Raw genomic sequence first — 24675 nt, 5'->3', positions numbered from 1 at the left:
CATCCTCGCCAAGAGCAGGCTCACCCTCGTCGCCGACACCGGCACGGAGGAGGTGAACACCGACAGCACCCTCGAGCTCACCGCCTGAACCATCAACAGATCGAAGGAACCCGAACTACACCACTCCCTGGGACTTGACCCGAACGTGTCATCCGCGCACGACGCGGTCGCGTCCGAGTGGGACAAGAACCACTCGCTCACGAATGACGAAATAACCGGTGCGACGGCGTTCATTCGGGATATCTTCGGCGAACAGCTATGGCGCACCCTCGACGTCGGATGCGGAACAGGGTGGCCCCTGACCACGGGTCTCGTGGACCCAGTTCGCTACGTCGGCATCGACCGCTCAACCGCGATGCTGAACGCGCTCGTTGCCAAGCACCCCGTCACAGCCGGCCTCCATCCAATGAGCTGGAGCGACGCGCAAGAGAAGCGAGTGCTGTGCGGCACCCTCTTCGACAGCGTGCTGGCGCTTGGTGGATCCGCGTCGTACCTCTCGGCGTCAGAGTTGCGGCAGTTGACCGCTCGCGGAAAGCGAGGGGCGGTTGTCATGCATTACGCAGATGGCGAGCGCCCGATCACGGATGACCTCGACGCCGAGTTCGCGAGGCTGTCCCTCACGGCTGCAACTCAGTTCGCCGGCCGTCAGGTGACGGTCGGGCGGTTCGTCCTCTCGCACCTTCCCGGCGCGTAACCTGCAGCGGGCGACAGAGCTGCTTCCCGCGCCGCTACTGCTCTGCTGCGGTCACACTCGGCCGACTCGCAATTCAAGACGGGGCGCGTCGGCGGGTCCGTCTAGGTTGAGGTCATGAGTCCAATGTTCCTGACAACCGAAGACGAATCGCTCGATAGCACGTATGGGCCGGAGCGGTGAGCGCGACCGGGCGCCAAGCTCCATATGCCTCGCTTGATGCCGCCCTTGAAGGGCACAGCATCCCGCTCGAGAATCGAGAGCTCATCCGCAGAATCACGAGTAGGCTCCCGATCGACGGCTACTACTCGAGAGCGGGCTACATCAAAGCAACGCGTACCGACAGTCCCCGCGCATTGCACATCGCACCTGGATACACCAACGGTTTCCTCAGCGAGGCGGAGATACTCGAGACGGCCGGGGACGTCGAGCGCTGGGAAAGCAGCCGGCGCGGACTCTGGGGGGTGAGTCATCCGGAAAATCGGGTGCGAGATGGTGGGGCGAGGCGATCGGCCCACCAACAGGTCTCGAAGTCTTGTCCGACGTGCGGTCTGGAACTGCCCCTTACCGGCGTCTGTGACGAGTGCGGCTGACACTCCGAGGGGCTGCCCGGGCGAACCAAGCGGAGCGCCCGCGCCGCGCCGGTGATGGGTTCGCGAACGCCAGTCGCGTGAATCGGCGAGCCTACCTGTGAAGGTAAGTACATGATCGAAATCGCAGTGCCTCAGACTCACTGGATCAACGGGACGATCCCTGCCGCGATACCTCCAGGCATGCAGCACGCGATCCTGATCCTCGACTCAGACGTCGTGTTCGTTGACACGCTTGCTTCGATGCTTACGAAGTCGACCTACCCTCCGACTGTTGAGCAGCTCGCGCCCGGCGAGACGCCGATCCGGATTCCCGCGACAGACGCCGAGTTGGCGCTGATGGCGCGTTACGAGCAGAACATTCGCGAGCTGATCGAGCGGTTTCGCGGCGCCGACCGGATGTCCGTCTCCTATGGACACCATGTGGACACAAACGCCGCAGATTCAGACCAATTAACCTGATTGAAGCCGAACGACACGAGACTTGATCGCAGCCCGCACTCCCTTGATTTCCGCGGTGCGACGGCCCAACCCGCGTGATTCCGCGCTTCTCCAGCAGCAGCGAAACCCGCGCAACCGCAGTTTCGACTCCCGCCGTCGCGTCGAGTTCCGCCGATCGCGGTGCAGGAGGCCGCTCAGGCGGTGGCGACGAACGCGCGGCCTCGCCCCTGCCACGTCAGCTGAGCGGCATCCGCGACGAACACCGCCTCGCCGCGCGCGACCTCGACATCAGCGCCGCCGACGGTCAGCGTCAGTGCGCCGTCGACCACGAGCGCGATCGAGGGCGAGCCGGTAGAGATCGCGGCATCCCCGCTGATCTCGAGGAGTTCGAACGGCACCTCGCGGCCGGTCGGCAGGGTGCGCGGCCGGTAGGTGCGGACGTTCTCGGACACCTCGATCGGCACGAGGTAGGGCGGCTCGCCGTCGGAGAAGTCCAGCACCCGCGAGAGCTCGGCGATGTCGACGTGCTTGGGGGTGAGTCCCCCGCGCAGCACGTTGTCACTCGGGCCCATGAGCTCCATGCCCGTGCCGCGGAGGTAGGCGTGGATGTTCCCGGCTGGCAGCCACAGCGACTCGCCGGCGGCGAGGGTGACGTGATTGAGCATGAGCGCCACGACGATGCCCGGGTCGCCCGGGTACGCCTGCGCGAGCCGGTCAGCGAGCTCGTAGGTCGCGCTGCCCGCCGCGACCTCGACCACGGCTGAGACGAGATCGGCGACGTCGCGCCCGCCGCCGAGCAGCCACTCGAACGCGGCTCGCACTCCATCCTCCCCGGCCAGGCGCTGCTGCCAGGGCGCGAAGACATCGGCGGTTCCCGAAGCGCCCGCAAGCGCGTCGGCGAGCGCCCGGGTCTGTGCGAGGGGCCGGAAGCCGCAGAGCGCCTCGTAGCCGTCCTCGAGCGCGACGATCAGCTCGGGCTTCGCGAACGGATCCTTGTAATTCCGCTCACGCGCGTCGAGGGGGATGCCCGCTGCGTTCTCCCGCTCGAAACCCTCGGCGGCCTGGTCCGGCGTGGGGTGGGCCTGCAGCGACAGCGGGGATGCCGCGGACAGCACCTTCATGAGATAGGGCACCCGGCCGGCGCCGGACGCCTCCCACTCCGCGAGATCCGCCCAGGCGGAGCCGTCCTCCGCCGCGCGGCTCGGGGCTGAGGGGTGCGCACCCAGCCACAGCTCGGCCTCCACCGCATCGGTTTCCGGCGCCCCGAGGACCCGAGAGATGCCGCCCGTCGTGCCCCACGCGTAGTCGCGGATCGGTCCGACGATCTTGGTCACCTGTGCGGTCATGCCATCCATCCTGTTCACACGGTTCACCGTGCGGTCGAGAAGAGGGCGTGAAGCGGATGCCGCGGCGGCATCCGCCGGAGCGCCTCGACGCCATCGACCCGCGTCCGCGACGCGGGTCGACCAACCCCCGATGACGATTCTGTCAGATGCTCCCGGCCGGCACCGCGATCCGTCCGAGGCCCGACCGCCCCTGCGGAAGCGCTGGGAGCCGTCGACGCGGCGTTCGGCCGGGCGTACCCTCGCGGCAGGAGGTTCCCCATGCGCACCCTGCGACCGGCCTTCGCGGCGTCCGCCCTGCTGACGGCCGTGATCCTCACCTCCTGCGCGAGCGGAGGAGTGAACATGCCCGGACCGGAGTCCCCCGTGCCTGGATCCACGGGGTCGACGCGCCCGCCGTTCCTCACCGCCACGCCCGGCCCCGTCGGCCCCACCGGCACCTCGCGTGAGGTGCCGCCGGCGCGGTGGGAGGCGATCGAAGCCGATCTCACCGCCCGCGGCGTCGACGCTCCCCCCGAACTGGTGTCGGCCGACGACGTCACCTTCTCCGACGGGTCGCTCGGCTGCGCGAAGCCGGGCGAGTCCTACACGCAGGCCGTCGTCGACGGCATGCGTGTGGTGGTCACCGCCGCGGGGACGACCTACGACTACCGCTTCGGCGAGGGCGACGACCCGCGGCTCTGCGAGCGCTGACCCCGCACCGCGCGCACAGAAGAGGGGCGATGCGCTGATGCGCACCGCCCCTCTCCTCTGGGGATTACTTGACCTTGACCAGCAGGGCCTCGTCGGCTCCGGACTCGTTGTCCGCGACGACGATCATCGTGCCGAGCGGCTTCTGCGCGGCGTATGCCGACGCGTCGGTCTGCACGGTGATGTTCGCGCGCTCACCGGCGCCCACGACCTCGTACTGACCATTGCTGATCGCCACGTCGGTCGGGTCGTAGGTGGCGACGCCGTCGATGGCGTCCGAGCCCTCGGTCGTCAGGCTGAACGACTGCACGGTGTAGTCGAACGCACCGTCGACGCCGAGGTCGGACAGCGAGACCGGAAGCAGCACGGTGCTGCTGTCGGTCGGCGCCTGGGCGAGGTACCCGCTCGCGTAGAGGGCGCCGGTGGCGACCTCCTGGAGGAAGACCTCGGTGACCCCGTCCACGCTGCCGGTGCGCACGGCGCCGGAGTCGTAGGAGAAGACCACCCAGTCGGGCGTGCCATCGCGATCGACGTCGATGACCACGTCGAACTCGTTGCTCGCCGCATTCGACCAGCGCGAGTGCGTGTTGACCGCGAACACCGCCAGGGTGTCGCCCGACGCCGTCGGGAAGGTCTGCACGCCGGCGGCGCGAAGGTCGAAGCCGGTGTCGGTGACCGACTTGGCGACATCCTTCTTGTCCGACAGACCCCACGTGTAGACGTCGGCGGCCGCGTCGATCGCCCCCTTGCGGTTGCTGAGGGTCAGCGTGCGCTCCGCGTCGGTGACCTTGCCGCGCGCGCTCAGCTCGCCCTTCACCGAGACGTCGCTGTTAGAGCGGGGCACGAGCAGGTACGGCACCCGGAGGCTCGAGTCGTTCGCGGTGAAGACGACGTTGCCCGAGATCTCGTGGAACGCGAACTGGTCGGCGCCGAGCGACGACGGGATCGAGGAGGCGTCGGCCGTGACCCGCACGCGCACCTTGACGGTGGAGCCGGGACGGACGGTGACCTTCTTCGAGCTGACCGACACCTTCGCGTCGAGCGACTGGGCCGAGGCCTCGGTGCCGACGGTGTAGGTGACCGACTTCTTGCCGTGGTTGCGGAGGGTGACCGTCTTCTCGCCGCCGACAGCCTTCGTCGACTCGTCGAACCCGAAGCTCAGTGCGGCTTCGCGCACCCAGCCGTCGGTGGTCTCGAACTTGTCACCGGTGGCGGTGACGTTCGTCGCGACCGCCTGTGCGGTGTCCACGAGGCCGACGCCACCGAGGGTCGGTGCGAGCTCGGCGACCTTGTCGGGGTCAGCGGTCGACACCAGCGCGGCCGACACCTGCTCGGCGCTCCAGCGCGGGTGCGCCTGTACGGCGAGCGCGGCGACACCGGCCACGTGCGGAGCTGCCATCGAGGTTCCCGACATGATGGCGGGCGCCGAACCGGTGCCGACAGCAGCCGAAGCGATGGAGACGCCCGGGGCGGCGACGTCGGGGCTGATGGCGCTGTCACCGCTGCGGGGGCCCGAGGAGGTGAACGACGCGTACCCACGGAAGGTCGGGTTGGCGATCTGCGCGTCGACGAGCGTCGCCGAAGCACCGGTGGTGAACGCCGGGCCCGAGGACTGACGCACGCCGAGGAACGGGATCGTGACCTCGAAGGGTGTGCCGTCATCGGGGTTCTCGAAGATCTGGCCCTCGTACGGGGGCAGCGCATCGGTGTTGTTCACCATGACGACCGCCGCAGCACCGGCCTGTTCGCCGAAGATCGGCTTCGCCGCGCGGGCACAGGTGCCGCGCTCGGCGACAGCGAGCTGGTTGCCGCCGGCGACGACGCCGGCACGCGTGTAGTCGGATGCCGCGCAGCCGAGCGACTCGTTGGCGGAGGTGGCCGGGTCGTCGGTCAGACGGACGACGGTGAGCTCGCCGAGCCCCTCCACCGAGACGCCGTTCGCGTTGATGGCCTCGATCGCCTGCCCGTCGACCGTGATCGTCGCGCCGGGGAAGGACTCGGAGCTGTCGATGGCCGACACCGAGATGACGCCGTCACCCGAGCCGGGCGAACCGGTGAGGTACGGGTTGTGGCCCGAGTTGCCGGCGGAGGCGACGACGACGACGCCGGCACCGACAGCGTTGGCGGCGGCGACGGCGCTGGGGTCGTCACCGCGTCCGAACGAGGAGCCGAGCGACATGCTGATGACGTCCATGCCGTTGTCGACGGCCCAGTCGATGGCCTGGACGGTGACATCGGTGGAACCGTCGCAGCCGAAGACGCGGACCGCGTACAGGTCGGACTCGGGGGCGACACCGGGGCCGACCTTGAAGTCGACCGACGGAGTGGTCGTGTCGTACGGGCCGGGGTAGGTGGAGCCGTCGGGCAGGACGCCCGATCCGCCGGTGGTGCCGGCGACGTGCGAACCGTGGCCCTGGCAGTCCAGCGGGTTCTCGTCGGGCTGCGGGATGAGGGCCGCGCCCGTTCCGCCGGCGTCGTAGTCGTCGCCGACGAGGTCGATCCCGCCCTTGATGCGCGGCGCGGACGGGCCGTACAGAGCGGGGTCGGCAGGAGCCGTCGACGTCGCCGACGCAGCCTCGAAGGCCTCGACCGTGCCGGGACCGCCGAAGGCGGAGTGGGTGTAGTCGATGCCGGTGTCGAGGATCGCGACCTTGACGTTCTCGCCGGTATAGCCGGTGTTCTCCCAGACCGACGGGACACCCAAATAGGGGACAGAGACGGCGTTGTCGAGTTCGTGCGTGACGACCTGGTGGACGCCGATGACGCCCGGGAGGGCCGCGACCTCGTCGACCTGCGTGGCCGGCAGCGACACCTGGATGCCGTTGTATGCCGACTGCATCTGAGCGCGGATCTTGCCACCGCGTTCGATGATCTGACCGCGGATGGCGTCCTGCGCCTTCTTGAGGTCCTTCTTGACGGTGGAGCGCTCGGTCTTGGTGAGCGTGCGGCCCTCTTCGGCCTGCACGACGGCGACCGGGTCGCCCTCCATCTCGACGACCACGGTGATCCGTCGGTCGGGGTCGATGGCCCCGGCGGTGATCGCGCTGTCGATCTTGCCGGTCGAGCCGGTCTGCTCGAATCGCGACAACGGTGAGGTGTCCGTGTCCGTCGCGGCGAATGCCGCGGTCGTGGGCAGCGACAGGGCGAGGACGCCCGCGACTGCCAATATGCGTCGGTGCAAGAGGAACCGCCTTCCTTCTGGGAGGGTCACGGCGGGGCTTGACGATCCGCCGGGATGCGGTGGTCGAACGCCGAGACTGATAGGAGGCTATGCATCGCCTGACGATCCCCCAAGCATCGATCGGGCAGATGAGAAGATCCTCACCTGCCCGACCGCGACGTGCTCAGGCGATCCTGGTCCCGGGCGGCAGCGCTCGGGCGGGTGTCCGGGTCCGGGCTCCCGCCCACGCCAGGAGCGCCGCGGTGAGCGCGATCTGAAGCCCGAGGCCGACGAACCAGCTCGGGGTCGAGCCCGCCACGACCTCCTCCCCGGTGGGGTAGTCCTCTTCGACGTACGGCTCGCACTCGCTCCAGCTCGTCTCGAGGTCGGGCGCGTTCTGCAGCGAGCGGAGGCCCACCTTCGCGTACCCGAAGAGATCGAGCGGCTGACCATCACGGTCGAAGTCGACGGGCGTCGCATCGGCGAGGATAACGAAGGGGTTCGGCGCCAGCATCCACCAGACGGTGTCGTAGCGCGGAATGCGGTACGAGTCGCTCTGCCACTCCTCGCAGACCATGTTCTCGGGGTCGTTGTAGCAGGAGTCGACGCCGTCGACGCACTCGGGCTCACCCGACACCGGATCGTAGACCGCCGACTGGTACCGACTCACCTGCTCGGAAGTGATGCTCGCGCCCACCAGACCGAAGCCCACGAACGTGCCGATCGCGAGCGCCGCGACGACGAGGTAGGTGGTCGCGACCGAGAAGAGCGGACGGGCGAGGATGCCGCTGAACGCGGTCCCGAGCCCCGCGACGACCCCGGTCTCCACGATCAGGACGAGCGTCGAAACGAGCACCGTGAACGGGTTCACCCCGCCCGCGAGGGAGGCGATGAGGAGGAACGGGATCGCGACGACGGCGAACGCCAACCCGGTGATCCAGGCGGCCAGGAACTTGCCGACGAGGATCTCGGCCGTGGTCGCCTGGGTCACCTGGACGGGCGCCAGGGTGGCGGCATCCCGGTCGCCGTTGATGGTGTTGCCGCTGAGCGTCGGGGAGACGAGGACGACGAGCAGCAGCGTGATGAACACGACCGTCGAGTAGACACCGGGGCCGGATGCCTCCTGCCCGGAGAAGGCGAGGAAGGCGAGCACTGTCGCGCCCAGCAGGAAGAGCGCGAAGACGCCGAGCAGGACGTACCAGGAGACCGTCCGGATGCGCTGGGTCAGGTCGAGCTGTGCGACCGTCCAGAGACGCGTGAGGCTCATCGGGCACCTCCTTCGAGGTCGAGGAAGGTGTGTTCGAGCAGGCCCGTCGCCGCCGAGAACTCCGCGACGGGGAGTCCCGCGCCGATCAGCGCGGCGAGGCCGCGCGCGGCATCCGTGTCGGTCGCGAACGACACGAGCAGGTCACGTCGGTCGATCGGCAGGGTCGCGACGTCGAGGTCGAGTGCCTGCGCGACTGGGAGCGCAGCGGCGGTCGCGTCACGGTCGGCGAGGCGGATGCGCCACGTCCGCGCGCGATTCGCGGCCTGGGCCACCCGGTCGGCACGCACCGTCTCTCCGCGCAGGAGGAAGACGGCGTCGTCCACGACCTCTTCGAGCTCGGAGAGGATGTGGCTGGAGATCATGACGGTCCGTCCTTCGGCGGCGAGACGGCGCAAGAGGATGCGGAGGTCGATGCGCGCCTGCGGATCGAGACCGGAGGCCGGCTCGTCCAGGAGCAGCACCTTCGGATCGTGGACCAGCGCGCGGGCGAGCCCGAGCCGCTGCTTCTGACCTCGGGACAGCACCTTCGCCGGCGCGTCCGCCAGATCCTCGAGACCGACGGTGCCCAGCAGCACGGCGGCGCGCTCCCCCGCCGCCGCCTTCGTCAGCCCCGAGAGGCGGCCGGTCATCACGATCGTCTCGCGCGCGGTCAGCGACGGCCACGCGCCGAGGCTGTCCGGCATCCACCCCAGCAGAGCGCGTGCCGCAGCAGGCTCCGCGATGGGATCGACGTCGGCGATGCGGATCGTGCCGGCGTCGGGAGCCAGCAGCGAGGCCAGCATCAGCAGCAGCGTGGTCTTGCCCGACCCATTGGGTCCGACGAGGCCAGTGACGGCACCTTCCGGTGCCCGGAATGTGACGTCGCGGACGGCGTGGACCTGTCCGAAGGATCGCCGCACCCCCTCCGCGACGATGCCGGATGTTGTCATGACGCTCACCCTAGGGGGCGAGCGCGACCACCCGTGGAACGTCGTGGCGAACGCGCAGGTTGGCAACACCCGCCATCAGCAGCAGCACCGCCGCGAGGACGGGTGTCCACAGCGCGGCAGAGGCACCGGCCGTCTCGGCGAGGAGACCGACGAGCATGCTTCCGAACGCCTGACCCACCACGACCCCCGATCCGAGGATCGTCATCACGGTCGCCTCCCGTCCGAGCGGTGCGCGGGCCGCGGCGAGCGCGTACAGGGTGGCCAGGGTGGGGCCGATGCCGCACCCGGCGAGCGCGAGCGCCCATCCCATGGAGAGGGCGCCGGTGGCACCGGCGGCGAGGAGGGCGCCGATGACGAGGAGCACGGTGAACCCGATCCACCGCCACGGCAGGGTGAACCGGCGCGGGAGGAGTCCGACGCTCAGGGCGAGGATCGCCGATCCGATCCCCATGATCCCGTAGAGGATGCCGGTCTGCTCGGGGAATCCGCCCTCCTCGGCGAAGGCGGTGAGGGAGGTGAGCATCGCGCCGAAGAAGAGGCCGGTGGCGAGTGTGCCGGCCGCGGCCAGCACGATGCCCGGACGGAACACCGCCCGGACGGGTTCTCGCGTCTGCCGGTTCTCGGCGTGCGCCTCGGTGCGAGCGGTGGGGTGCAGGGCGAATCCCGCGACGAAGACAACCGTGAGGGCGGCAGCGGCGAGGACCGGCGCGGCGGGGTCTCCGGCGATCGCGATCACCCCGACGAGCACGGGGCCGAACACGAAGACGACCTCGTCGACCGCGGACTCGTAGCCCATCACCGACTCCTGGACGCGGTCGCGGTCGGTCACGCGGAGGCGGCCCACGGCGGCGACCATGCGGGCGCGCGACATCGGCGAGACCTGCGGTGCGGTCGCACCGGCGAGCGCCGAGACGGCGAGGAGGAGTCCGTCGGGAGAGTCACCGTAGGCGACGACGACGAGGGCGACGAGGACGCTCGCCTGCACGACGGTCGCGAGCAGGAGGACGGGGCGCTGCCCGTAGCGGTCGGCGGCGGCCCCGATGAGCGGCCCGGTTGCGATCGTGCCGAGTCCGACCATGGCCGAGGTGAGACCGCCGATCGCGAGCGAACCGCGCGCGTCGACCACCATGGTGAGCACGCCGACGACGATCATCGCGTACGGCAGCCTCGCGATCAGGGCGATCGCGAAGTACCAGACTCCGACCGCGCGCACGAGCGCGGTCATCGAGTGGCGTGACATGGGACCTCCGGAGAGAAGGGGCGTCGTGCCGCCTTGACTCGCATCGGGGATCAGGTAGTTACACGGGGTGCGGGGGGCACCGTTGACCACTCTACCGCGGCATCCTCCGCACCTCCCGGGAGGACCGTCAGTGACGGAAGAAGTCGACGCCGAGGTCGGGGTGATCGACGAAGACGCCGTCGAGCGCGGCATCGGCGATAGCCGTCCACTCCGCCTCCCAGTCGCCGAAGGCCGCCTTGTCGCGCCCCCGTCGGAACGGGCGGGCGAGGAAGGCGTTCTCGGGGCGGCAGGTCCACGTGTAGACCTCGAGCCCGCGCTCCTGGGCGGCCGCGACCACCGGCGAGGTGCCGGCGAGCCGTCCGCCCTTCTTCGCGAGCACGATCTTCTTGTCGAGGCTGATCCCGTCCACCTCGGCCGCGAGACGGTCGAGGCCGGCCGGGGTGAGCTGAGCGGCGTAGGTCGGCGACGTCGCTCCGCCGCGGGCGGCGAGGTCGAACGGTCGGCCCGCCGCCTCAAGGAGGTAGACGTAGCGGGCCCGGATGCCGCGGTCTCGGAGCTGCGTCAGTGCGGTCTGCTCGAACGATTCCACGATGAGGGGAAGCTGGCCGGCATCCCACCTCGCCGCGGCCAGCTCCGCGGCGAGCAGGGAGGCGACGTCGTATCCGATTCCGCCGAAGTACGTGGCGTGCTTGATCTCGAGGACCACGCCGATCTCGCGCCCCTGATCGAGACCCGCGCGCCGGACGAGTTCCAGCAGGTCGGAGAACCGGAGGATCGGCTGGGTGTCGTCGAAGGAGGCACTGCGGGGGCGCAGCTGCGGCAAGCGCTCGCGGCAGCGGAGCGTGGCCAGTTCGCTCCAGGTGAAGTCCTCGGTGAACCAGCCGGTGAGGTCGCGCCCGTCGATCGTCTTGGTCGTGCGGCGATCTGCGAACTCGGGACGGGCGGCGACATCGGTCGTTGTGCTGATCTCGTTCTCGTGGCGCACGATGGCCACGCCGTCAGCGGTGAACACGACGTCGGGTTCGACTGCGTCGACGCCCATCTCGAGCGCGAGGTCGTAGGACGAGCGGCTGTGCTCGGGGCGGTAGCCGGGAGCACCCCGGTGGCCGATCACGAGCGGGCTGCGACGGGGCATAGGACCAGGCTACCCAGGCAGATGCGGCCCGTTCATAGGGGTCTCACAGGGCGGGGCCTCACCCCCGGAAATCCGGTCCGATACGCTGGATCGACAGCATCGCGCTGTGCCTCGATCTTTGGAGTGAGACACATCATGGCAGCGTCCGGCAATTTCGCCTTCAACAATCCGGTGTTCCAGGAGGATCAGCGCCGTCCCGGCCTGACCCCACCGGCCCAGCAGACCGCGTACTCGACGGCCTCGCACCAGGCTGCCGACCTCGCGGCGAACGCGCAGCTGGAGGGCATGTACGCCGCTCCTCCTGCGGGCTCGTCGCAGACCGGCCGCATGACCGTCGAGGACACCGTCGTCAAGACGGCGGGTCTGTTCGGCATCCTTCTCGTCACGGCCCTCGTGGGCTGGTTCTGGACGCTCGGCGGCACGCTCGACGCGACGGCGCCCAACGGTCTCACGATCATGCCGTGGATCATCGGCGCGCTCGTCGGCTTCGTCCTCGCACTCGTGATCAGCTTCACCTCGCGCAAGAAGGTCCGCCCGGCGCTCATCTGGGCGTACGCCGCGGCGGAAGGACTCTTCGTCGGCGGCATCTCGGCCTACTTCGAGGTGATGTGGCCCGGCATCGTGCTGCAGGCGACGATCGCAACCCTCGCCGTGGTCGGCGTCACGCTGGCCCTGTTCGCGAACGGCAAGGTGCGCGTCAGCAAGCGTGCGAACAAGATCTTCCTCATCGCCATGGTCAGCTACCTGGTCTTCGGCCTCATCAACCTCGTCCTCATGTGGACCGGCGTGACGCAGGGCGCCTTCGGCCTCTACTCGATGAAGGTCTTCGGCATCCCGCTCGGTCTGATCATCGGCGTGCTGGTCGTCCTCATGGCGGCGTACTCTCTCGTGCAGGACTTCGATCTCGTCCAGCAGGGTGCGCGCAACGGCGCTCCCCGCGTGTTCGGCTGGGTCGGCGCCTTCGGCATCATGGTGACCGTCGTCTGGCTGTACGTCGAGATCCTGCGCATGATCGCGATCTTGCGCGGCAGCGACTGACCTCGACCGCCGTCACGAAGGCCGCCCGGTTCGCCGGGCGGCCTTCGTCGTTCGCGGGAGTCTCACCCGCGTCCGGTGCAGTGACCGTCCCGTCGGCGGACGGTCACAGCACCGGCACCCCGAGCGTCGCGACCGTCCCGTCGGGGTCTCCCGCGTCGAGGGTGACCGAGCCGCCGTACGCTTCGGCGAGGGATGCCGCGATGGACAACCCGATGCCCGTCCCCGGGACCGCGTGGTCACGCGCATCCGGGGTCCGGTAGAACCGGTCGAAGGCCTGCAGTCGCTCCCCCGCGCTCATTCCGACCCCGCGATCGACGACCGAGACCACGGCATCCCGCCCGTCGGCACGCGCCGAGACGACGACCGCCGGCCCGCCTGCGGGGGTGAACTCGACCGCGTTGCGCACGAGCTCCTCGACGATCGAGAAGAGATCGCGGACGGCGATCTGCGCGGACAGGTCGGGCAGCGTCTCCACGACGATCTGGATGCCGCGCTCCTCCGCCCGTGCGGTGACTTCGCGCACCGCGTGTTTGACGACAGCCCCGACGTGAGCGACGCCCGACCGCGATTCGACGTCGAGCGAGGAGTGACCCGCGGCGATCAGGCGCTCCACGAGGCGGAGAAGCCGCTCGGCGGAACGCTCCACGGCGGTCCAGCGGTCGTGGTCGCCGTCCTCGCGCATGAGCGCGATGTCGGCGTGGCCGAGGATCACCGTCAGCGGGGTCCGGAACTCATGACCGACGGTGCTGAGGAACCGGTCGCGCACCTCGACCGCGTGGATCAGGTCGGTGACGTCCTGGGCGACGGCGACGATGCCGATCTCCTCGCCGTCGTGGATGACAGCACGGACGATGAGCCGGAGCACCCGCCTCGGGTCCTCCCCCACCTGCAGTACGCGAGGTGCGGCAGCGGGATGACGGCCAGCCACCCGGTGTTCTTCGTCGGACGGGCCCGCCAGATGAACGTCATGAACACGGCGTTGAGAAAGATCAGCCCTGCCCCGCCCATGACGAGAGGGGTCAGCCTCGATACGTCGATGACGGCCAGAACGCCGAGGATCATCAGTGTCGAGATCGCGAGGAGAAACTGCGCGAACGGCTGCGTGCGGGGTCGTCTGAGCACGCACGCCTCCTCACCTCGGGTGGTGTCGGACGCCTCACCGTCCTTGGCCGCAACTCTCGCGCCCGGACACCGGCGTGTCAAGCATCCACCAGCATGGACCCCGGCGCGCAGTAAGGTGCGACACGGAGGGATCCATGAGACGCGGTTCGAACCTGCCCGCGGTCGGCACGTACAACCAGACGCTCGTGCTCGACCTCATCCGGCGTGCGCCGGAGGGTGCAAGCCGGAGCGAACTGGCGGCGCTGACCGGCCTGTCCGCGCAGACCCTCAGCAACGTCGCCCGCCGCCTCGTCGACGAGGGGTGGGTCGTTGAGGGAACGCCGGTGGCCGCGGGCCCGGGAAAGCCGCGCACCCCGCTCCGGCTAGATCCCACGGCGCGGTGCGCGATCGGCATCCACCTCGACCCGGCCGTCGACACGCTCGTCGTCGTCGATCTCACCGGCGCCGTGGTCGCGCACAGCCAGCGCACGCCACGGCAGACCGATGACACCTCCGAGCTCGTCGCCGATCTTGCCCACGCGGTCGAGGAGCTCCTGCGGGATGCCGGGGTCGCGCGAGACCGCGTGCTGGGTGTGGGCGTGGCCGCTCCCGGGCCTCTCGACGCCGACCGCGGTGATCTGTTCGAGCCGCCGCTCCTCTTGCCCGCGTGGCACCATGCGCCCCTGGCTGGCTTGCTACGCGAGGCCACCGGACTCGCTGTCACGGTGGAGAAGGATGTCATCGCGGCGATGGTCGGCGAGCTGTGGACCGACACCGCCGGCGCACTCGACGATGCGATCTTCGTCTACTACGGCGCGGGGGTCGGTGCGGGCCTCGCGGTGGACGGTTCTCCCCTGCGTGGCCGAACCGGGAATGCGGGCGACATCGCGCACCTGGTCGTCGAACCGGACGGACCGGAGTGCGGCTGCGGTCAGCGCGGCTGCCTCGGCGTGGCGATCGCCCCCGAGCGCCTCCTCGTCGACGCGGGCGTCCTCCCGCCGAAGTCCGTCGTGACCGCGCCGGAGATCCGCGCACGCTTGGCGGAGTTCGCTGCGCGCAGCGACGCAGGCGATCGGCGCGTGCAGGCGACCGTGACGAAGGCTGCGGGCAGTCTGGCGCGCGGCATCGTACAGATGAACAACCTCCTCGACGCGGATGTCGTGGTCGTGGGCGGTCCGCTCTGGGCTTCGCTCCGTGGCGCGGGCGCCGCCGTGGCGCGCGCGGTGTCCGAAAGCAGCGAGACGGCGACGGTGCGCGGCATCCGACTTCTCGAAAGCCGCCTGGGCACGGACGTCGCCGCCGTGGGTGCCGCGTGCCTGGTCCTCGACTCGGCACTGACGGCAAGGCCGACCGATCTACTGATCGCCTCCCGCTGAATGTGCGGCTCAGCGATGGCCTGTGGATGACTCTTGCCGTTTTATTCCATTTGCTTTAGAAAAGACGTGCGCAGGCACCATGCGCAGATCTGTCACAAGCGAAGGGGCTTTGACCATGAAAAGATCCACGGCATCCGCCGCCCTCATCGGCGGCACGACGCTCGCCCTCGTGCTCACCGGCTGCGGCGGCGGCGCCGGCGGCTCGGACGAGAACACGATCCGGGTGGCCTACCAAAAGACGAAATCGTTCACGGCGATGGACGAGCTGATGAAGAAGGCGAAGGAGGAGTACGAAGCCGCCAACGACGGCATGACCGTCGAGCTCGTGCCGATCGAGGCCGAGCAGGACCAGTACTTCACCAAGCTCGCGCTGATGAACGGCTCCGCCGACACGGCACCCGACGTGATCTACGAGGACACCTTCCAGATCCGATCGGATGCCGCCGCCGGCTACCTCCAGCCGATCGACGACTATCTCGCCGACTGGGACGAGTGGGAGCAGTACGACGAGGGCGCACGCCAGGCGGGCCTCGGCGACGACGGCAAGACCTACGGCGTCTCGCTCGGCACCGACACCCGAGGCATCTACTTCAACAAGCGGATCTTCGCTGACGCGGGACTCCCCGAGGATTGGGCGCCCACCTCCTGGGACGAGATCCTCGATGCGGCACGCACCGTCAAGGAGAGCAACCCCGACGTCATCCCCCTGAACATCTACGCGTCCCAGGCCCTGGGCGAGGCGACCTCGATGCAGGGATTCGAGATGCTCCTGTACGGCACCGAGAACGAGCTGCTCGACACGGACTCCAACAAGTGGGTCACCGGATCGGCCGGATTCCGTGACGCGCTCGGGTTCTACCAGACGATCGCCGATGAGGAACTCGGCCCCGACCCCGCCCAGGCGCTCGACGCCGGCTGGGGCACCAAGGTGAGCACGGAACTCCTCCCCCAGGGCGGGCTCGCGATCGCGATCGACGGCTCGTGGCTTCCGGGCAACTGGATCTCGGGCGAGAACGAGTGGCCGGAGTGGGAGGACACGATGGGCTTCGCCGCCATGCCGACCCAGGACGGCGGTGGTGACGGCTTCACCTCCATGTCGGGCGGCTGGACGCTCTCGATGGGGAAGAACGCCTCCGACCCGGATGCCGCGTTCGACTTCATAGCTCAGGCGCTCACCTTCGACAACGCGCTCATGTACCACCAGAAGGCGGGACAGATCGCGGTGCGCACCGACGTCGCGGAGAGCCAGGAGTACCTCGACTACAACCCCTCGTTCGAGTTCTTCTCGTCCCTCGTGCCGTACACCCACTTCCGCCCTGCGACGCCGGACTACTCGCAGATCTCCTCCAATATCCCTGTCGCGACTGAAGCAGTGTTCACCGGGCAGGCCACGCCGGAAGACGCGCAGGCCGCGTACGACACCGCACTCGTCGGCATCGTCGGCGAGGAGAACACCCAGGCGGAGTGACCGCGCCATGACCGCGACCGCCACCCTCACCACGGGCGGCCGACACCGGCCGGATCGGGGGAACTCCCCCCGATCCGGTCGGCTGTCCGCCCGGGCCGCGCGGCTTCTGCCGCTCCTGCCCGCCGTCCTGCTGCTGCTCGCATTCATGCTCGGCCCGATCGTCTACGCGCTGTACGGCTCGCTGACCGATCGGGCCATGACCGGGCCGCGCGCCGCCGACCCCCAGTTCATCGGGCTCCAGAACTACGCCGCCCTGTTCTCCGACGGTGAGTTCTGGCTCTCGCTCGGCCTCACGGTCGTCTTCGTGCTGGCATCCGCCGTCATCGGCCAGAACGTCCTCGGCATGCTGCTGGCGGTGCTCATCAGGAACGCCGTGAAGCCGCTGCGCTCGTTCGTCGGCGGCCTCGTCGTGCTGGCGTGGGTCCTGCCGGAGATCGTGGCCGCGTTCGCGCTCTATGCCTTCTTCCAAACGGATGGCACCCTGAACACGTTCCTCGGCTGGTTCGGACTGGACGGGACGAGCTGGCTCTACTACTTCCCGATGCTCTCGGTGATCCTCGCGAACATCTGGCGGGGCACGGCCTTCTCGATGATGGTCTACAACGCCGCCCTGTCCGAGGTGCCGCCCGAATTGACCGAAGCGGCGACGATCGACGGCGCCGGCGCCTGGCAGCGGTTCATCCGTGTCACCCTGCCCGTCATCCGCCGGTCGATCTCCACCAATCTGCTGCTGACCACGCTGCAGACGCTCGGCGTCTTCACTCTCATCTGGGTGATGACCGGCGGCGGGCCCGGGACCCAGTCCTCGACCCTGCCGGTGCTCGCGTTCCAGGAGGCGTTCAAGTTCTCGCAGGTCGGCTACGGCACCGCGATCGCGGTCGTCACGCTGCTGATCGGCGCCCTCTTCTCCGCGGTGTACATCCGCATCCTCAAGCCGGAGGTGGACTGACATGGCGGCATCCGTATCCGCACCCCGCAAGCGCGGGCAGACGATCCTGTCGTCGGTGATCCTCGCCGCGATCGGCGTGCTGTTCCTCGTGCCCCTGCTGTGGATCATCTTCGCGTCGTTCGACGGCGACGCGAAGGTCACCATGAAGGTGCCTGAGACCTGGACGCTCGAGAACTACACACAGGTGATGACGTGGGAGCTCACGTGGCAGCCGCTGCTGAACTCGATCCTCGTCTCGCTCGGCACCGCGGTGATCACCGTCGTCGTCGGCGTCCTCGCGGCGTACCCGCTCTCGCGCTACGCGATGCGATTCCAGAAGACGTTCATGTACGCGATCCTCTTCGGCACCGGGCTGCCGATCACCGCGATGATGGTGCCGGTCTATGCACTGTTCGTCTCGTTCGGCCTTCTCGACTCGGTCTGGGGAGTCATCGTCTTCATGGCGGCGACATCGCTCCCGATGGCGATCTGGATGCTGAAGAACTTCATGGACTCGGTCCCGATCTCTCTCGAAGAGGCGGCGTGGGTCGATGGCGCGGGATCGATGCAGGCCCTGGCCCGCATCGTGATCCCGCTCATGCGGTCGGGCATCGGCGTGGTCTTCATCTTCGTGTTCACCACCGCGTGGGGGAACTTCTTCGTCCCCTTCGTGCTGCTGTTCACCTCGTCGAAGTTCCCGGCCGCGGTGTCCATCTTCAACTTCTTCGGGCAGTACGGCTCCATCGCTTACGGCCAGCTCGCGGCCTACTCCGTGCTGTACGCGGCCCCGATGGTGCTGCTGTACGTCCTCGTCCAGAAGCTCTCCGGCGGCGCCTTCGCCCTCGCCGGCTCCGTCAAGGGCTGACCGCGCGTCGCCGGTCCCACCGGCATCCCCATCTCCTCGCTCCCTCGAAAGGAACGACATGCACGACCGCTCCACCCTCGCCATCCTCCGCATCGAACGCTTCATCGCCGAAAGGCTGGCGCCCGCCGTGCATCGCGACGCACGCCCGCTCACTCTCGCCCGCTGGGAAGCCCCCGGCGAACCGGTGTCGTTCGATGAGGCGGCGAACGGCGAGTACACCTCGATCGCCGCAGGGGAAGCATGGGGGCGCCCCTGGGGCACCACGTGGTTCCGCGTCACCGGCGCCGTCCCGGGCGAGTGGCGCGAGGACGACGGCTCCCTGCCGCCCTCGACCCGCGCGGAACTCGTCGCAGACCTCGGATTCACGATCGGCCAACCCGGCTTCCAGTGCGAGGCGATGGTGTGGCGAGACGGCAACCCCGTCCGCGGCATCGCCCCACTCAACAACGCGGTCGCCGAGGCCGTCGCCGCCGACGGCACCGTCGACGTCTTCATCGAAGGCGCCTCGAACCCCGACGTCGGGAGTCTCTTCACCTTCGCGCCCACACCGGTGGGCGACCGCGCGACCGCGGGCGACGAGCCCATCTACCGCATCCGCCACGTCGACGTGCGCCTGCGAGACCTGACCGTCACCGGCCTGCTCGCCGACACGGTCGCGCTCCTCGGCCTCGCCATCCAGCTCGACGCCGGCTCCCCCCGCCGGGCCGACATCCTCCTCGCCCTCGAGCGCATGGTCGACACCGTCGACCCGCACGACGTGGCCGGAACCGCGGCTGCGGGTGTCGACGTGCTCGCACCGGTGCTGGCGAGCCCCGCGGCATCCAGCGCCCACACCCTCCACGCCGTCGGCCACGCGCACATCGATTCCGCCTGGCTGTGGCCGGTACGCGAGACGGTGCGCAAAGTGGCGCGGACGTTCTCCAACGTGCTCTCCCTCATGGACGAGGACCCCGACTTCGCCTTCGCCGCGTCATCGGCGCAGCAGTACAAGTGGATGAAGGAGTACTACCCCGACCTCTTCGAGAGGATCAAGGCGCGCGTGGCGGAAGGCCGGTTCGTCCCCGTCGGGAGCATGTGGGTCGAATCCGACACCAACCTTCCCGGCAGCGAGGCGATGGCGCGTCAGTTCGTCGCCGGCAAGGGATTCTTCCTCCGCGAGTTCGATCTCGACACGCAGGAGGTGTGGCTACCCGACTCGTTCGGCTACACCGGAGCCCTGCCGCAGATCGCGAAGGCCGCCGGTGCCCGCTGGTTCCTGACCCAGAAGATCTCGTGGAACGAGACGAATCGGATGCCGCATCACACCTTCCGCTGGGAGGGGATCGACGGCACGCGCCTGTTCACCCACTTCCCGCCCGTCGACACGTACAACTCGCTCGTCTCGGCCGCCGAGCTCGCCCACGCCGAGCGGAACTACGGCGACAAGGGACGCGGCACGGTTTCGCTTCTGCCGTACGGTTTCGGCGATGGCGGCGGCGGCCCCACCCGCGAGATGACGGCGGCCGTCGCGCGCACCGGCTCCCTCGAAGGCTCCCCCAAGGTGGTCCACTCCACCCCGCGACGCTTCTTCGAAACCGCCGAGGCGGAATACCCCGAGCCCGAGGTGTGGGTGGGCGAGCTGTACCTCGAGTTCCACCGCGGCACCTATACGAGCCAGTTCGAGACCAAGAAGGGCAATCGCCGCAGCGAGCACCTGCTCCGCGAAGCGGAACTGTGGGCGACGGCGGCCGCCGTGCGCGCCGGCATCCCGTACCCCGCCGACCGCCTCCGTGAGGCGTGGGAGACGGTGCTGCTGCAGCAGTTCCACGACATCCTTCCCGGCTCGTCCATCGCCTGGGTCTACCAGGACGCCGAACGCAATTACGCACACGTGGCCGCCGAGCTCGAAGACGTCATCGCGTCGAGCCTGCGTGTCCTCGCCGGGTCCGGCGACGCCACGCTCCGCGTCAACGCAGCCCCGCACTCCCGCAGCGGCGTTCCCGCCCTGGGCGGCGGCGCGGGGACCGATGCCGCCGCTGTCGCACCCGTGGCCGACGGGACATCGTGGGTGCTCGACAACGGGATCGTCCGCGTCGTCGTGGACGAGCGAGGGCTCATCACGTCCGCCGTCGACGCGGCATCCGGTCGGGAGACCATCGCCCCGGGAACCGCGGGCGGTCTGCTGCAGCTGCACCGCGACACCCCGACCCAGTGGGACGCCTGGGACGTCGACGTTCATTACCGGAACACCGTGGTCGATCTCGTCGACGCCGACCGGGTCGCCGTGGAGGGCGACTCGATCGTCGTGGAGCGCTCGTTCGGCGCCTCGCGCGTGGTGCAGCGGATCACGCTCGCCGCCGATGCCCGGACGGTGGAGTTCGCCTTCGACCTCGACTGGAACGAGACCCAGAAGCTGCTGAAGCTCGCCTTCCCCATCGACGTGCACACCGACACCGCGACGAGCGAGATCCAGTTCGGCCACATCGACCGTGCGACGCACACCAACACCTCGTGGGATGCCGCGCGATTCGAGACCGTCGCCCACCGGTGGGTCCGGGTCGCCGAGCCCGGCTTCGGCGTCGCCGTCGTGAACGATTCGACGTACGGCCACGACATCACCCGCGACGCGAGGTCGGTCGGCGGCGGCACGGTGTCGACCGTCCGTCTCTCCCTGATCCGCGCGGCGCTGTTCCCCGACCCCACGCAGGATCAGGGTCGACACTCGCTGCGCGTCGGCCTCGTCGTCGGCGCCGAGGTGGCCGATGCGGTGGCGGAGGGGTATCGCATCAACCTGCCCGAGCGCGTGGTGTCGGATGCCGCGGCATCCGAGATCGCACCCCTCGTCGAGGTCTCGGACGACGGCGTGATCGTCGAGGCGGTGAAGCTCGCGGAGGACGGATCCGGCGACGTCGTGGTGCGCCTGTACGAGGCGCTAGGACGACGCGCCACCGCGGCGGTGACCGCCGGGTTCGATGCCACCGGCGTGATCGAGACGGATCTGCTGGAGCGCGAGGTCGCGGCATCCGCCGTCGTGGGTGGCACCGGTGGTGCGGTCGAGCTCGCGCTGCGGCCCTTCGAGCTGGTGACGCTGCGCTTCGCGCGCTGAGCTGCTGCTTCAGGTGGCAGGACACGCCGCTACGCGCCTGGCGGTTTCAGAGTCCTAGCGCAACACCTCGTCGAGGAGGTTCGTTGTGTCGAGGAAGATTCCGTGGGCGACGCGGGCGGGCGCGGTTCGAGGGCTGATCGCGGGTCGTTCTGCGATCGAGTTCGCGCCGACTCTGGGTGTCAGCATGAGCGTCGTGAAGTTGTGGGCCAAGCTCGCGGGCGTGGAACTGATGATGGGTCGCGTCGGTGGCGCGAGGCCGATGCCGATGGATGTGGTGGTCGAGGGGCACCCTGATCGGGGGTATCGGCGGCTCACGCTCGCGGATCGGTCGTTCATTCAGGCAGGCTTGGCGATGCGTCCCCCGTTATCGATCCGGTCGATCGCGGCGGAGTTGTCCGTGTCCGCCTCGACGGTCTCCCGCGAGATCCGTGCGCATCAGGTGCGGCACTGGGATCGAAGTCACTACGACGCGGAGATCGCGCACTATCGCGCGTTGGCGGCGCGGCCGCGGTCGCGACCCGGGAAGCTGGAGCATCCGCCGTTGCGGGACGCGGTCGTGTCACGCTTGAACAACCGATACTCCCCGCAGCAGGTCGCGGGCGAGTTGACGCTGCTGTTCCCCGACGACCCGGAGATGCGCGTGTCGCACGAGACGATCTACCAGGCGCTCTACGTGCAAAGCAAAGGCGCGTTGCGTCACGAGCTCACGGTCGAGAAGGCGCTGCGGTCCGGGCGAACTACACGTATCCCGAAATCGAAGCTGCCGCGCAGATCGAGTCGACCCTGGCTGGAAGGCGCCCGCCTTGCCGATCGTCCCGCCGAGGTCGAGGACCGAGCGGTGCCCGGCCACTGGGAAGGCGACCTCGTCGTCGGACCGGGCAACTCGGGCATCGTGACCCTGGTCGAACGCACGCACCGGTTCACGCTCCTGGGACGGCTGCCAGGGCAACGCGACAGCAAGACCGTCACGGACGTCCTCGCCGGCATGATCCGCGACCTTCCCGCAACGCTCACGCGCACGATCACCTGGGACCAGGGCGCCGAGATGGCCGAGCATGCCGCGTTCACCATCGCCAGCGACTGCAACGTGTACTTCTGCGACCCGCACTCACCCTGGCAACGCGGCACGAACGAGAACACGAACGGGCTGATCCGCGACTTCTACCCGAAGGGCACGAACTTCAACGAGATCACCGACGACGAACTCACCGAAACCCAGCGACTCCTGAACATCAGACCGCGTCGCACCCTCGGCTACCGGAAACCAGCTGACATGATCAACGAACTGATCAACGGTGTTGCGCTGACAACCTGAAACCGCCAGCCCTGAGTTAAGGATATGTAACGATTGCCGACCCTGTTTGCTGGCATCCGCGGGCCCTGCTTAGTGTGTCCGTATCCGTGCCCGGACTGTTTTCAGTGCGGGCGCATAACCCTTGCACAGGAGGAACAGTGAGAATCAGGCGCATCTCGGCTGCGGTGGCGATTACCGCTGCCGGAGCTCTCGCGATCTCGGCGTGCGCGCCGGGTGGTTCGACGGAAGGCAACGGGGACGACTCGGGCCTCGTTGAAGGCTCGTCGATCACCGCCGCGTGGAACCAGGCGTTCTACTCGATGAACGGCAACACGTCGTTCGGCAACGCCACCGCGAACAACAACATCAATTACCTGGTGTTGGACGGCTTCAACTACTACAACAACACCCCCGAGCTGGTGCAGAACACCTCCTTCGGTTCCTACGAGCTGGTCTCCGAGGACCCGCTGGTGGTCACTTACACGGTTGCCGACGACGTGAAGTGGTCCGATGGCACCGAGGTGGACGCCGCTGACCTCCTCCTGAACTGGGCCGCGCTCTCGCGATCGCTGGACACCCCCGACTTCGACCCGGGCGAGTTCACCGACCCCGAAACCGGTGAGTTCACCGACGCGTTCCCCACCGACGTCGTCTACTTCGACTCGGGTGCCACCCCTGACGCCGGCCTCGGCCTCGTCAGCAAGACCCCCGAGGTCAGCGAGGACGGCAAGTCCATCACGCTCGAGTACGACGCACCGTACGTCGACTGGGAGCTCTCCTTCCCGTCGCCGCTGCCCGCGCACGTCGTCGGCAAGAAGGCCCTCGAGATCGAGGACGCCGCTGAGGCCAAGCAGGCCGTGCTCGACGCGATCCAGAACGAGGATGCCGCCGCGCTGGCGCCGATCTCCTCCTTCTGGAACGGCGGCTTCAACTTCACCGCCATGCCGGAGGACCCCGACCTCGTCGTGGCCAGCGGCCCGTACATGATCAGCGACTTCCAGGCTGACCAGTACATCACCCTCAAGGCGAACCCCGAGTACGCGGGTGAGAACTCGGCGAACATCGAAGAGATCACGATCCGCTTCATCCCCGACCCGCTCGCAGCGGTTCAGGCGCTGGAGAACGGCGAGGTCGACATCATCCAGCCGCAGGCCACCGCTGACCTCGTCACCGCTCTCGAGGCGATCGACAACATCACCGTCAGCACCGGTCTCGGCGGCACCTACGAGCACATCGACCTGCAGTTCGACAAGGGCAAGAACTCCGAGAACATCTTCTCGAACGAGCTCGCCCGTGAGGCCTTCCTCAAGACGGTCCCGCGGCAGGAGATCGTCGACACCCTCATCAAGCCGATCATCGGTGACGACGCGATCCTCCGTGACTCGCAGCTGTTCGTCCCCGGCGCCGAGGGCTACGATGAATCGGCTGCGTCCAACACGTCGGCTGACTTCGCCGAGGTCGACATCGAGGGCGCCAAGGCGCTCCTCGCCGAGTCCGGCATCACCGACACGTCGGTCTGCATCCTGTACGCATCGAACAACCCGCGCCGCGTGAACGAGTTCGCCCTCATCCAGGAGTCCGCCGCTCAGGCCGGCTTCCAGGTCGAGGACTGCGGTTCCGAGGACTGGGGTGGCCTGCTCGGCACGCCGAACAAGTACGACGCATCGCTCTTCGGCTGGCAGTCGACGAGCCTGGGTGTCACCAACTCCCTGCCGACTTTCCAGACCGGCGCGATCAACAACCTCAACTTCTACTCCAACGAGCGAGTTGACGAGATCGTCGCCGAGCTGAACGTCACCTTCGACGCTGCCAAGCAGATCGAGCTGCAGGCTGAGATGGACAAGCTGCTGTGGGAGGACTTCTACGGCGTCACCATCTACCAGTTCCCTGAGGTCACCGCTTTCAGCGACCGCGTGGAGGGAATCGACCCGTCGATCCTCGCCCCGACGATCTTCTGGAACGCCTGGGACTGGTCGGTCACCGGAGAAGAGTAAGCGGTTCCGGTCGCTTCCCACCGCTCGTCGGTGGGACTCC

At 68.6% G+C, this 24675-nt stretch carries 19 protein-coding genes; 11 read left to right on the top strand and 8 right to left on the bottom strand.

The window, feature by feature from the left end; genetic code table 11:
* Nucleotides 1-234 (bottom strand): hypothetical protein (locus ACHFGS_RS00915; protein WP_394289057.1); only part of this gene is annotated, 234 nt, incomplete at its 3' end.
* A gap of 316 nt (nt 235-550) precedes the next feature.
* Here ACHFGS_RS00915 and ACHFGS_RS00910 point away from each other — a divergent pair.
* Both ACHFGS_RS00910 and ACHFGS_RS00905 read left to right on the top strand, forming a co-directional pair.
* Nucleotides 551-694, top strand: a complete 144-nt coding sequence (locus ACHFGS_RS00910) for a hypothetical protein (protein WP_394289056.1) — start codon at nt 551-553, stop codon at nt 692-694.
* Nucleotides 695-1395: 701 nt separating this feature from the next.
* Nucleotides 1396-1743, top strand: a complete 348-nt coding sequence (locus ACHFGS_RS00905) for a hypothetical protein (RefSeq protein WP_394279378.1) — start codon at nt 1396-1398, stop codon at nt 1741-1743.
* A gap of 173 nt (nt 1744-1916) precedes the next feature.
* Here the strand turns inward: ACHFGS_RS00905 and manA are convergent, their stop codons facing one another.
* Entirely contained in the window at nt 1917-3068 is a 1152-nt protein-coding gene (manA, locus tag ACHFGS_RS00900) for a mannose-6-phosphate isomerase, class I (RefSeq protein WP_394279379.1), read from the bottom strand.
* Between the two features lie 258 nt (nt 3069-3326).
* On the opposite strand from manA, the gene ACHFGS_RS00895 reads away from it, so the two are divergent.
* A complete protein-coding gene (locus ACHFGS_RS00895; RefSeq protein ID WP_394279380.1) occupies nt 3327-3758 on the top strand; it encodes a hypothetical protein in 432 nt (143 codons plus the stop codon).
* Nucleotides 3759-3822: 64 nt separating this feature from the next.
* Here the strand turns inward: ACHFGS_RS00895 and ACHFGS_RS00890 are convergent, their stop codons facing one another.
* The 5 genes from ACHFGS_RS00890 to ACHFGS_RS00870 all read right to left on the bottom strand — a co-directional run bounded on the left by ACHFGS_RS00890 (nt 3823) and on the right by ACHFGS_RS00870 (nt 11486).
* A complete protein-coding gene (locus ACHFGS_RS00890; protein WP_394279381.1) occupies nt 3823-6921 on the bottom strand; it encodes a S8 family serine peptidase in 3099 nt (1032 codons plus the stop codon).
* Between the two features lie 178 nt (nt 6922-7099).
* A complete protein-coding gene (locus ACHFGS_RS00885; protein ID WP_394279382.1) occupies nt 7100-8182 on the bottom strand; it encodes an ABC transporter permease in 1083 nt (360 codons plus the stop codon).
* Nucleotides 8179-9111, bottom strand: coding sequence for an ABC transporter ATP-binding protein (locus ACHFGS_RS00880; RefSeq protein WP_394279383.1), 933 nt, complete (start codon nt 9109-9111; stop codon nt 8179-8181). The genes ACHFGS_RS00885 and ACHFGS_RS00880 overlap by 4 nt, the downstream gene beginning before the upstream one ends.
* A gap of 10 nt (nt 9112-9121) precedes the next feature.
* The gene (locus ACHFGS_RS00875; RefSeq protein ID WP_394289055.1) at nt 9122-10336 is read right to left on the bottom strand and encodes an MFS transporter; all 1215 of its coding nucleotides are present in this window, start codon (nt 10334-10336) and stop codon (nt 9122-9124) included.
* Between the two features lie 142 nt (nt 10337-10478).
* The gene (locus tag ACHFGS_RS00870; RefSeq protein ID WP_394279385.1) at nt 10479-11486 is read right to left on the bottom strand and encodes a glycerophosphodiester phosphodiesterase family protein; all 1008 of its coding nucleotides are present in this window, start codon (nt 11484-11486) and stop codon (nt 10479-10481) included.
* Nucleotides 11487-11621: 135 nt separating this feature from the next.
* Here ACHFGS_RS00870 and ACHFGS_RS00865 point away from each other — a divergent pair, with 135 nt between their 5' ends.
* The gene (locus ACHFGS_RS00865; protein WP_394279386.1) at nt 11622-12524 is read left to right on the top strand and encodes a Bax inhibitor-1/YccA family protein; all 903 of its coding nucleotides are present in this window, start codon (nt 11622-11624) and stop codon (nt 12522-12524) included.
* A gap of 103 nt (nt 12525-12627) precedes the next feature.
* Here the strand turns inward: ACHFGS_RS00865 and ACHFGS_RS00860 are convergent, their stop codons facing one another.
* A complete protein-coding gene (locus ACHFGS_RS00860) occupies nt 12628-13452 on the bottom strand; it encodes a sensor histidine kinase (RefSeq protein ID WP_394289054.1) in 825 nt (274 codons plus the stop codon).
* Between the two features lie 328 nt (nt 13453-13780).
* On the opposite strand from ACHFGS_RS00860, the gene ACHFGS_RS00855 reads away from it, so the two are divergent.
* The 7 genes from ACHFGS_RS00855 (at nt 13781) to ACHFGS_RS00825 (ending at nt 24635) form a co-directional block, all read left to right on the top strand.
* Nucleotides 13781-15001, top strand: coding sequence for an ROK family protein (locus ACHFGS_RS00855; protein WP_394279388.1), 1221 nt, complete (start codon nt 13781-13783; stop codon nt 14999-15001).
* Nucleotides 15002-15116: 115 nt separating this feature from the next.
* Nucleotides 15117-16469 (top strand): extracellular solute-binding protein, encoded by a 1353-nt coding sequence (locus ACHFGS_RS00850; RefSeq protein ID WP_394279389.1) that lies wholly within the window; start codon nt 15117-15119, stop codon nt 16467-16469.
* 7 nt (nt 16470-16476) lie between these two features.
* Nucleotides 16477-17418 (top strand): carbohydrate ABC transporter permease, encoded by a 942-nt coding sequence (locus ACHFGS_RS00845; protein ID WP_394279390.1) that lies wholly within the window; start codon nt 16477-16479, stop codon nt 17416-17418.
* A 1-nt stretch (nt 17419) separates the two neighbouring features.
* Nucleotides 17420-18262 carry a carbohydrate ABC transporter permease gene (locus tag ACHFGS_RS00840; protein ID WP_394279391.1) on the top strand — a complete coding sequence of 281 codons (843 nt, stop codon included), beginning with the start codon at nt 17420-17422 and terminating at the stop codon, nt 18260-18262.
* A gap of 58 nt (nt 18263-18320) precedes the next feature.
* Nucleotides 18321-21347, top strand: coding sequence for an alpha-mannosidase (locus tag ACHFGS_RS00835; protein ID WP_394289053.1), 3027 nt, complete (start codon nt 18321-18323; stop codon nt 21345-21347).
* Nucleotides 21348-21531: 184 nt separating this feature from the next.
* Entirely contained in the window at nt 21532-22662 is a 1131-nt protein-coding gene (locus ACHFGS_RS00830; RefSeq protein ID WP_353743297.1) for an IS30 family transposase, read from the top strand.
* Between the two features lie 137 nt (nt 22663-22799).
* Nucleotides 22800-24635: an ABC transporter family substrate-binding protein gene (locus ACHFGS_RS00825; RefSeq protein WP_394289052.1), complete on the top strand. Its 1836-nt coding sequence runs from the start codon at nt 22800-22802 to the stop codon at nt 24633-24635.
* Nucleotides 24636-24675 lie beyond the last annotated feature (40 nt).

The sequence above is a fragment of the Microbacterium sp. genome, assembly GCF_043427715.1.
Lineage (GTDB): Bacteria > Actinomycetota > Actinomycetes > Actinomycetales > Microbacteriaceae > Microbacterium.
Note: the sequence above shows the minus strand (reverse complement) of the source record. Positions and strands in the feature narration are given on the sequence as shown.

Bases quoted from the DNA above. Each gene is read 5' to 3' on its own strand.
- ACHFGS_RS00835 (WP_394289053.1), top strand. From the start codon at position 18,321: ATGCACGACCGCTCCACCCTCGCCATCCTCCGCATCGAACGCTTCATC.
- ACHFGS_RS00875 (WP_394289055.1), bottom strand. From the start codon at position 10,336: ATGACCGCGCTCGTGCGCGCGGTCGGAGTCTGGTACTTCGCGATCGCC.
- ACHFGS_RS00850 (WP_394279389.1), top strand. From the start codon at position 15,117: ATGAAAAGATCCACGGCATCCGCCGCCCTCATCGGCGGCACGACGCTC.
- ACHFGS_RS00855 (WP_394279388.1), top strand. From the start codon at position 13,781: ATGAGACGCGGTTCGAACCTGCCCGCGGTCGGCACGTACAACCAGACG.
- ACHFGS_RS00870 (WP_394279385.1), bottom strand. From the start codon at position 11,486: ATGCCCCGTCGCAGCCCGCTCGTGATCGGCCACCGGGGTGCTCCCGGC.
- ACHFGS_RS00905 (WP_394279378.1), top strand. From the start codon at position 1,396: ATGATCGAAATCGCAGTGCCTCAGACTCACTGGATCAACGGGACGATC.
- ACHFGS_RS00865 (WP_394279386.1), top strand. From the start codon at position 11,622: ATGGCAGCGTCCGGCAATTTCGCCTTCAACAATCCGGTGTTCCAGGAG.
- manA (WP_394279379.1), bottom strand. From the start codon at position 3,068: ATGACCGCACAGGTGACCAAGATCGTCGGACCGATCCGCGACTACGCG.
- ACHFGS_RS00885 (WP_394279382.1), bottom strand. From the start codon at position 8,182: ATGAGCCTCACGCGTCTCTGGACGGTCGCACAGCTCGACCTGACCCAG.
- ACHFGS_RS00830 (WP_353743297.1), top strand. From the start codon at position 21,532: ATGAGCGTCGTGAAGTTGTGGGCCAAGCTCGCGGGCGTGGAACTGATG.
- ACHFGS_RS00895 (WP_394279380.1), top strand. From the start codon at position 3,327: ATGCGCACCCTGCGACCGGCCTTCGCGGCGTCCGCCCTGCTGACGGCC.
- ACHFGS_RS00880 (WP_394279383.1), bottom strand. From the start codon at position 9,111: ATGACAACATCCGGCATCGTCGCGGAGGGGGTGCGGCGATCCTTCGGA.
- ACHFGS_RS00840 (WP_394279391.1), top strand. From the start codon at position 17,420: ATGGCGGCATCCGTATCCGCACCCCGCAAGCGCGGGCAGACGATCCTG.
- ACHFGS_RS00910 (WP_394289056.1), top strand. From the start codon at position 551: ATGCATTACGCAGATGGCGAGCGCCCGATCACGGATGACCTCGACGCC.
- ACHFGS_RS00845 (WP_394279390.1), top strand. From the start codon at position 16,477: ATGACCGCGACCGCCACCCTCACCACGGGCGGCCGACACCGGCCGGAT.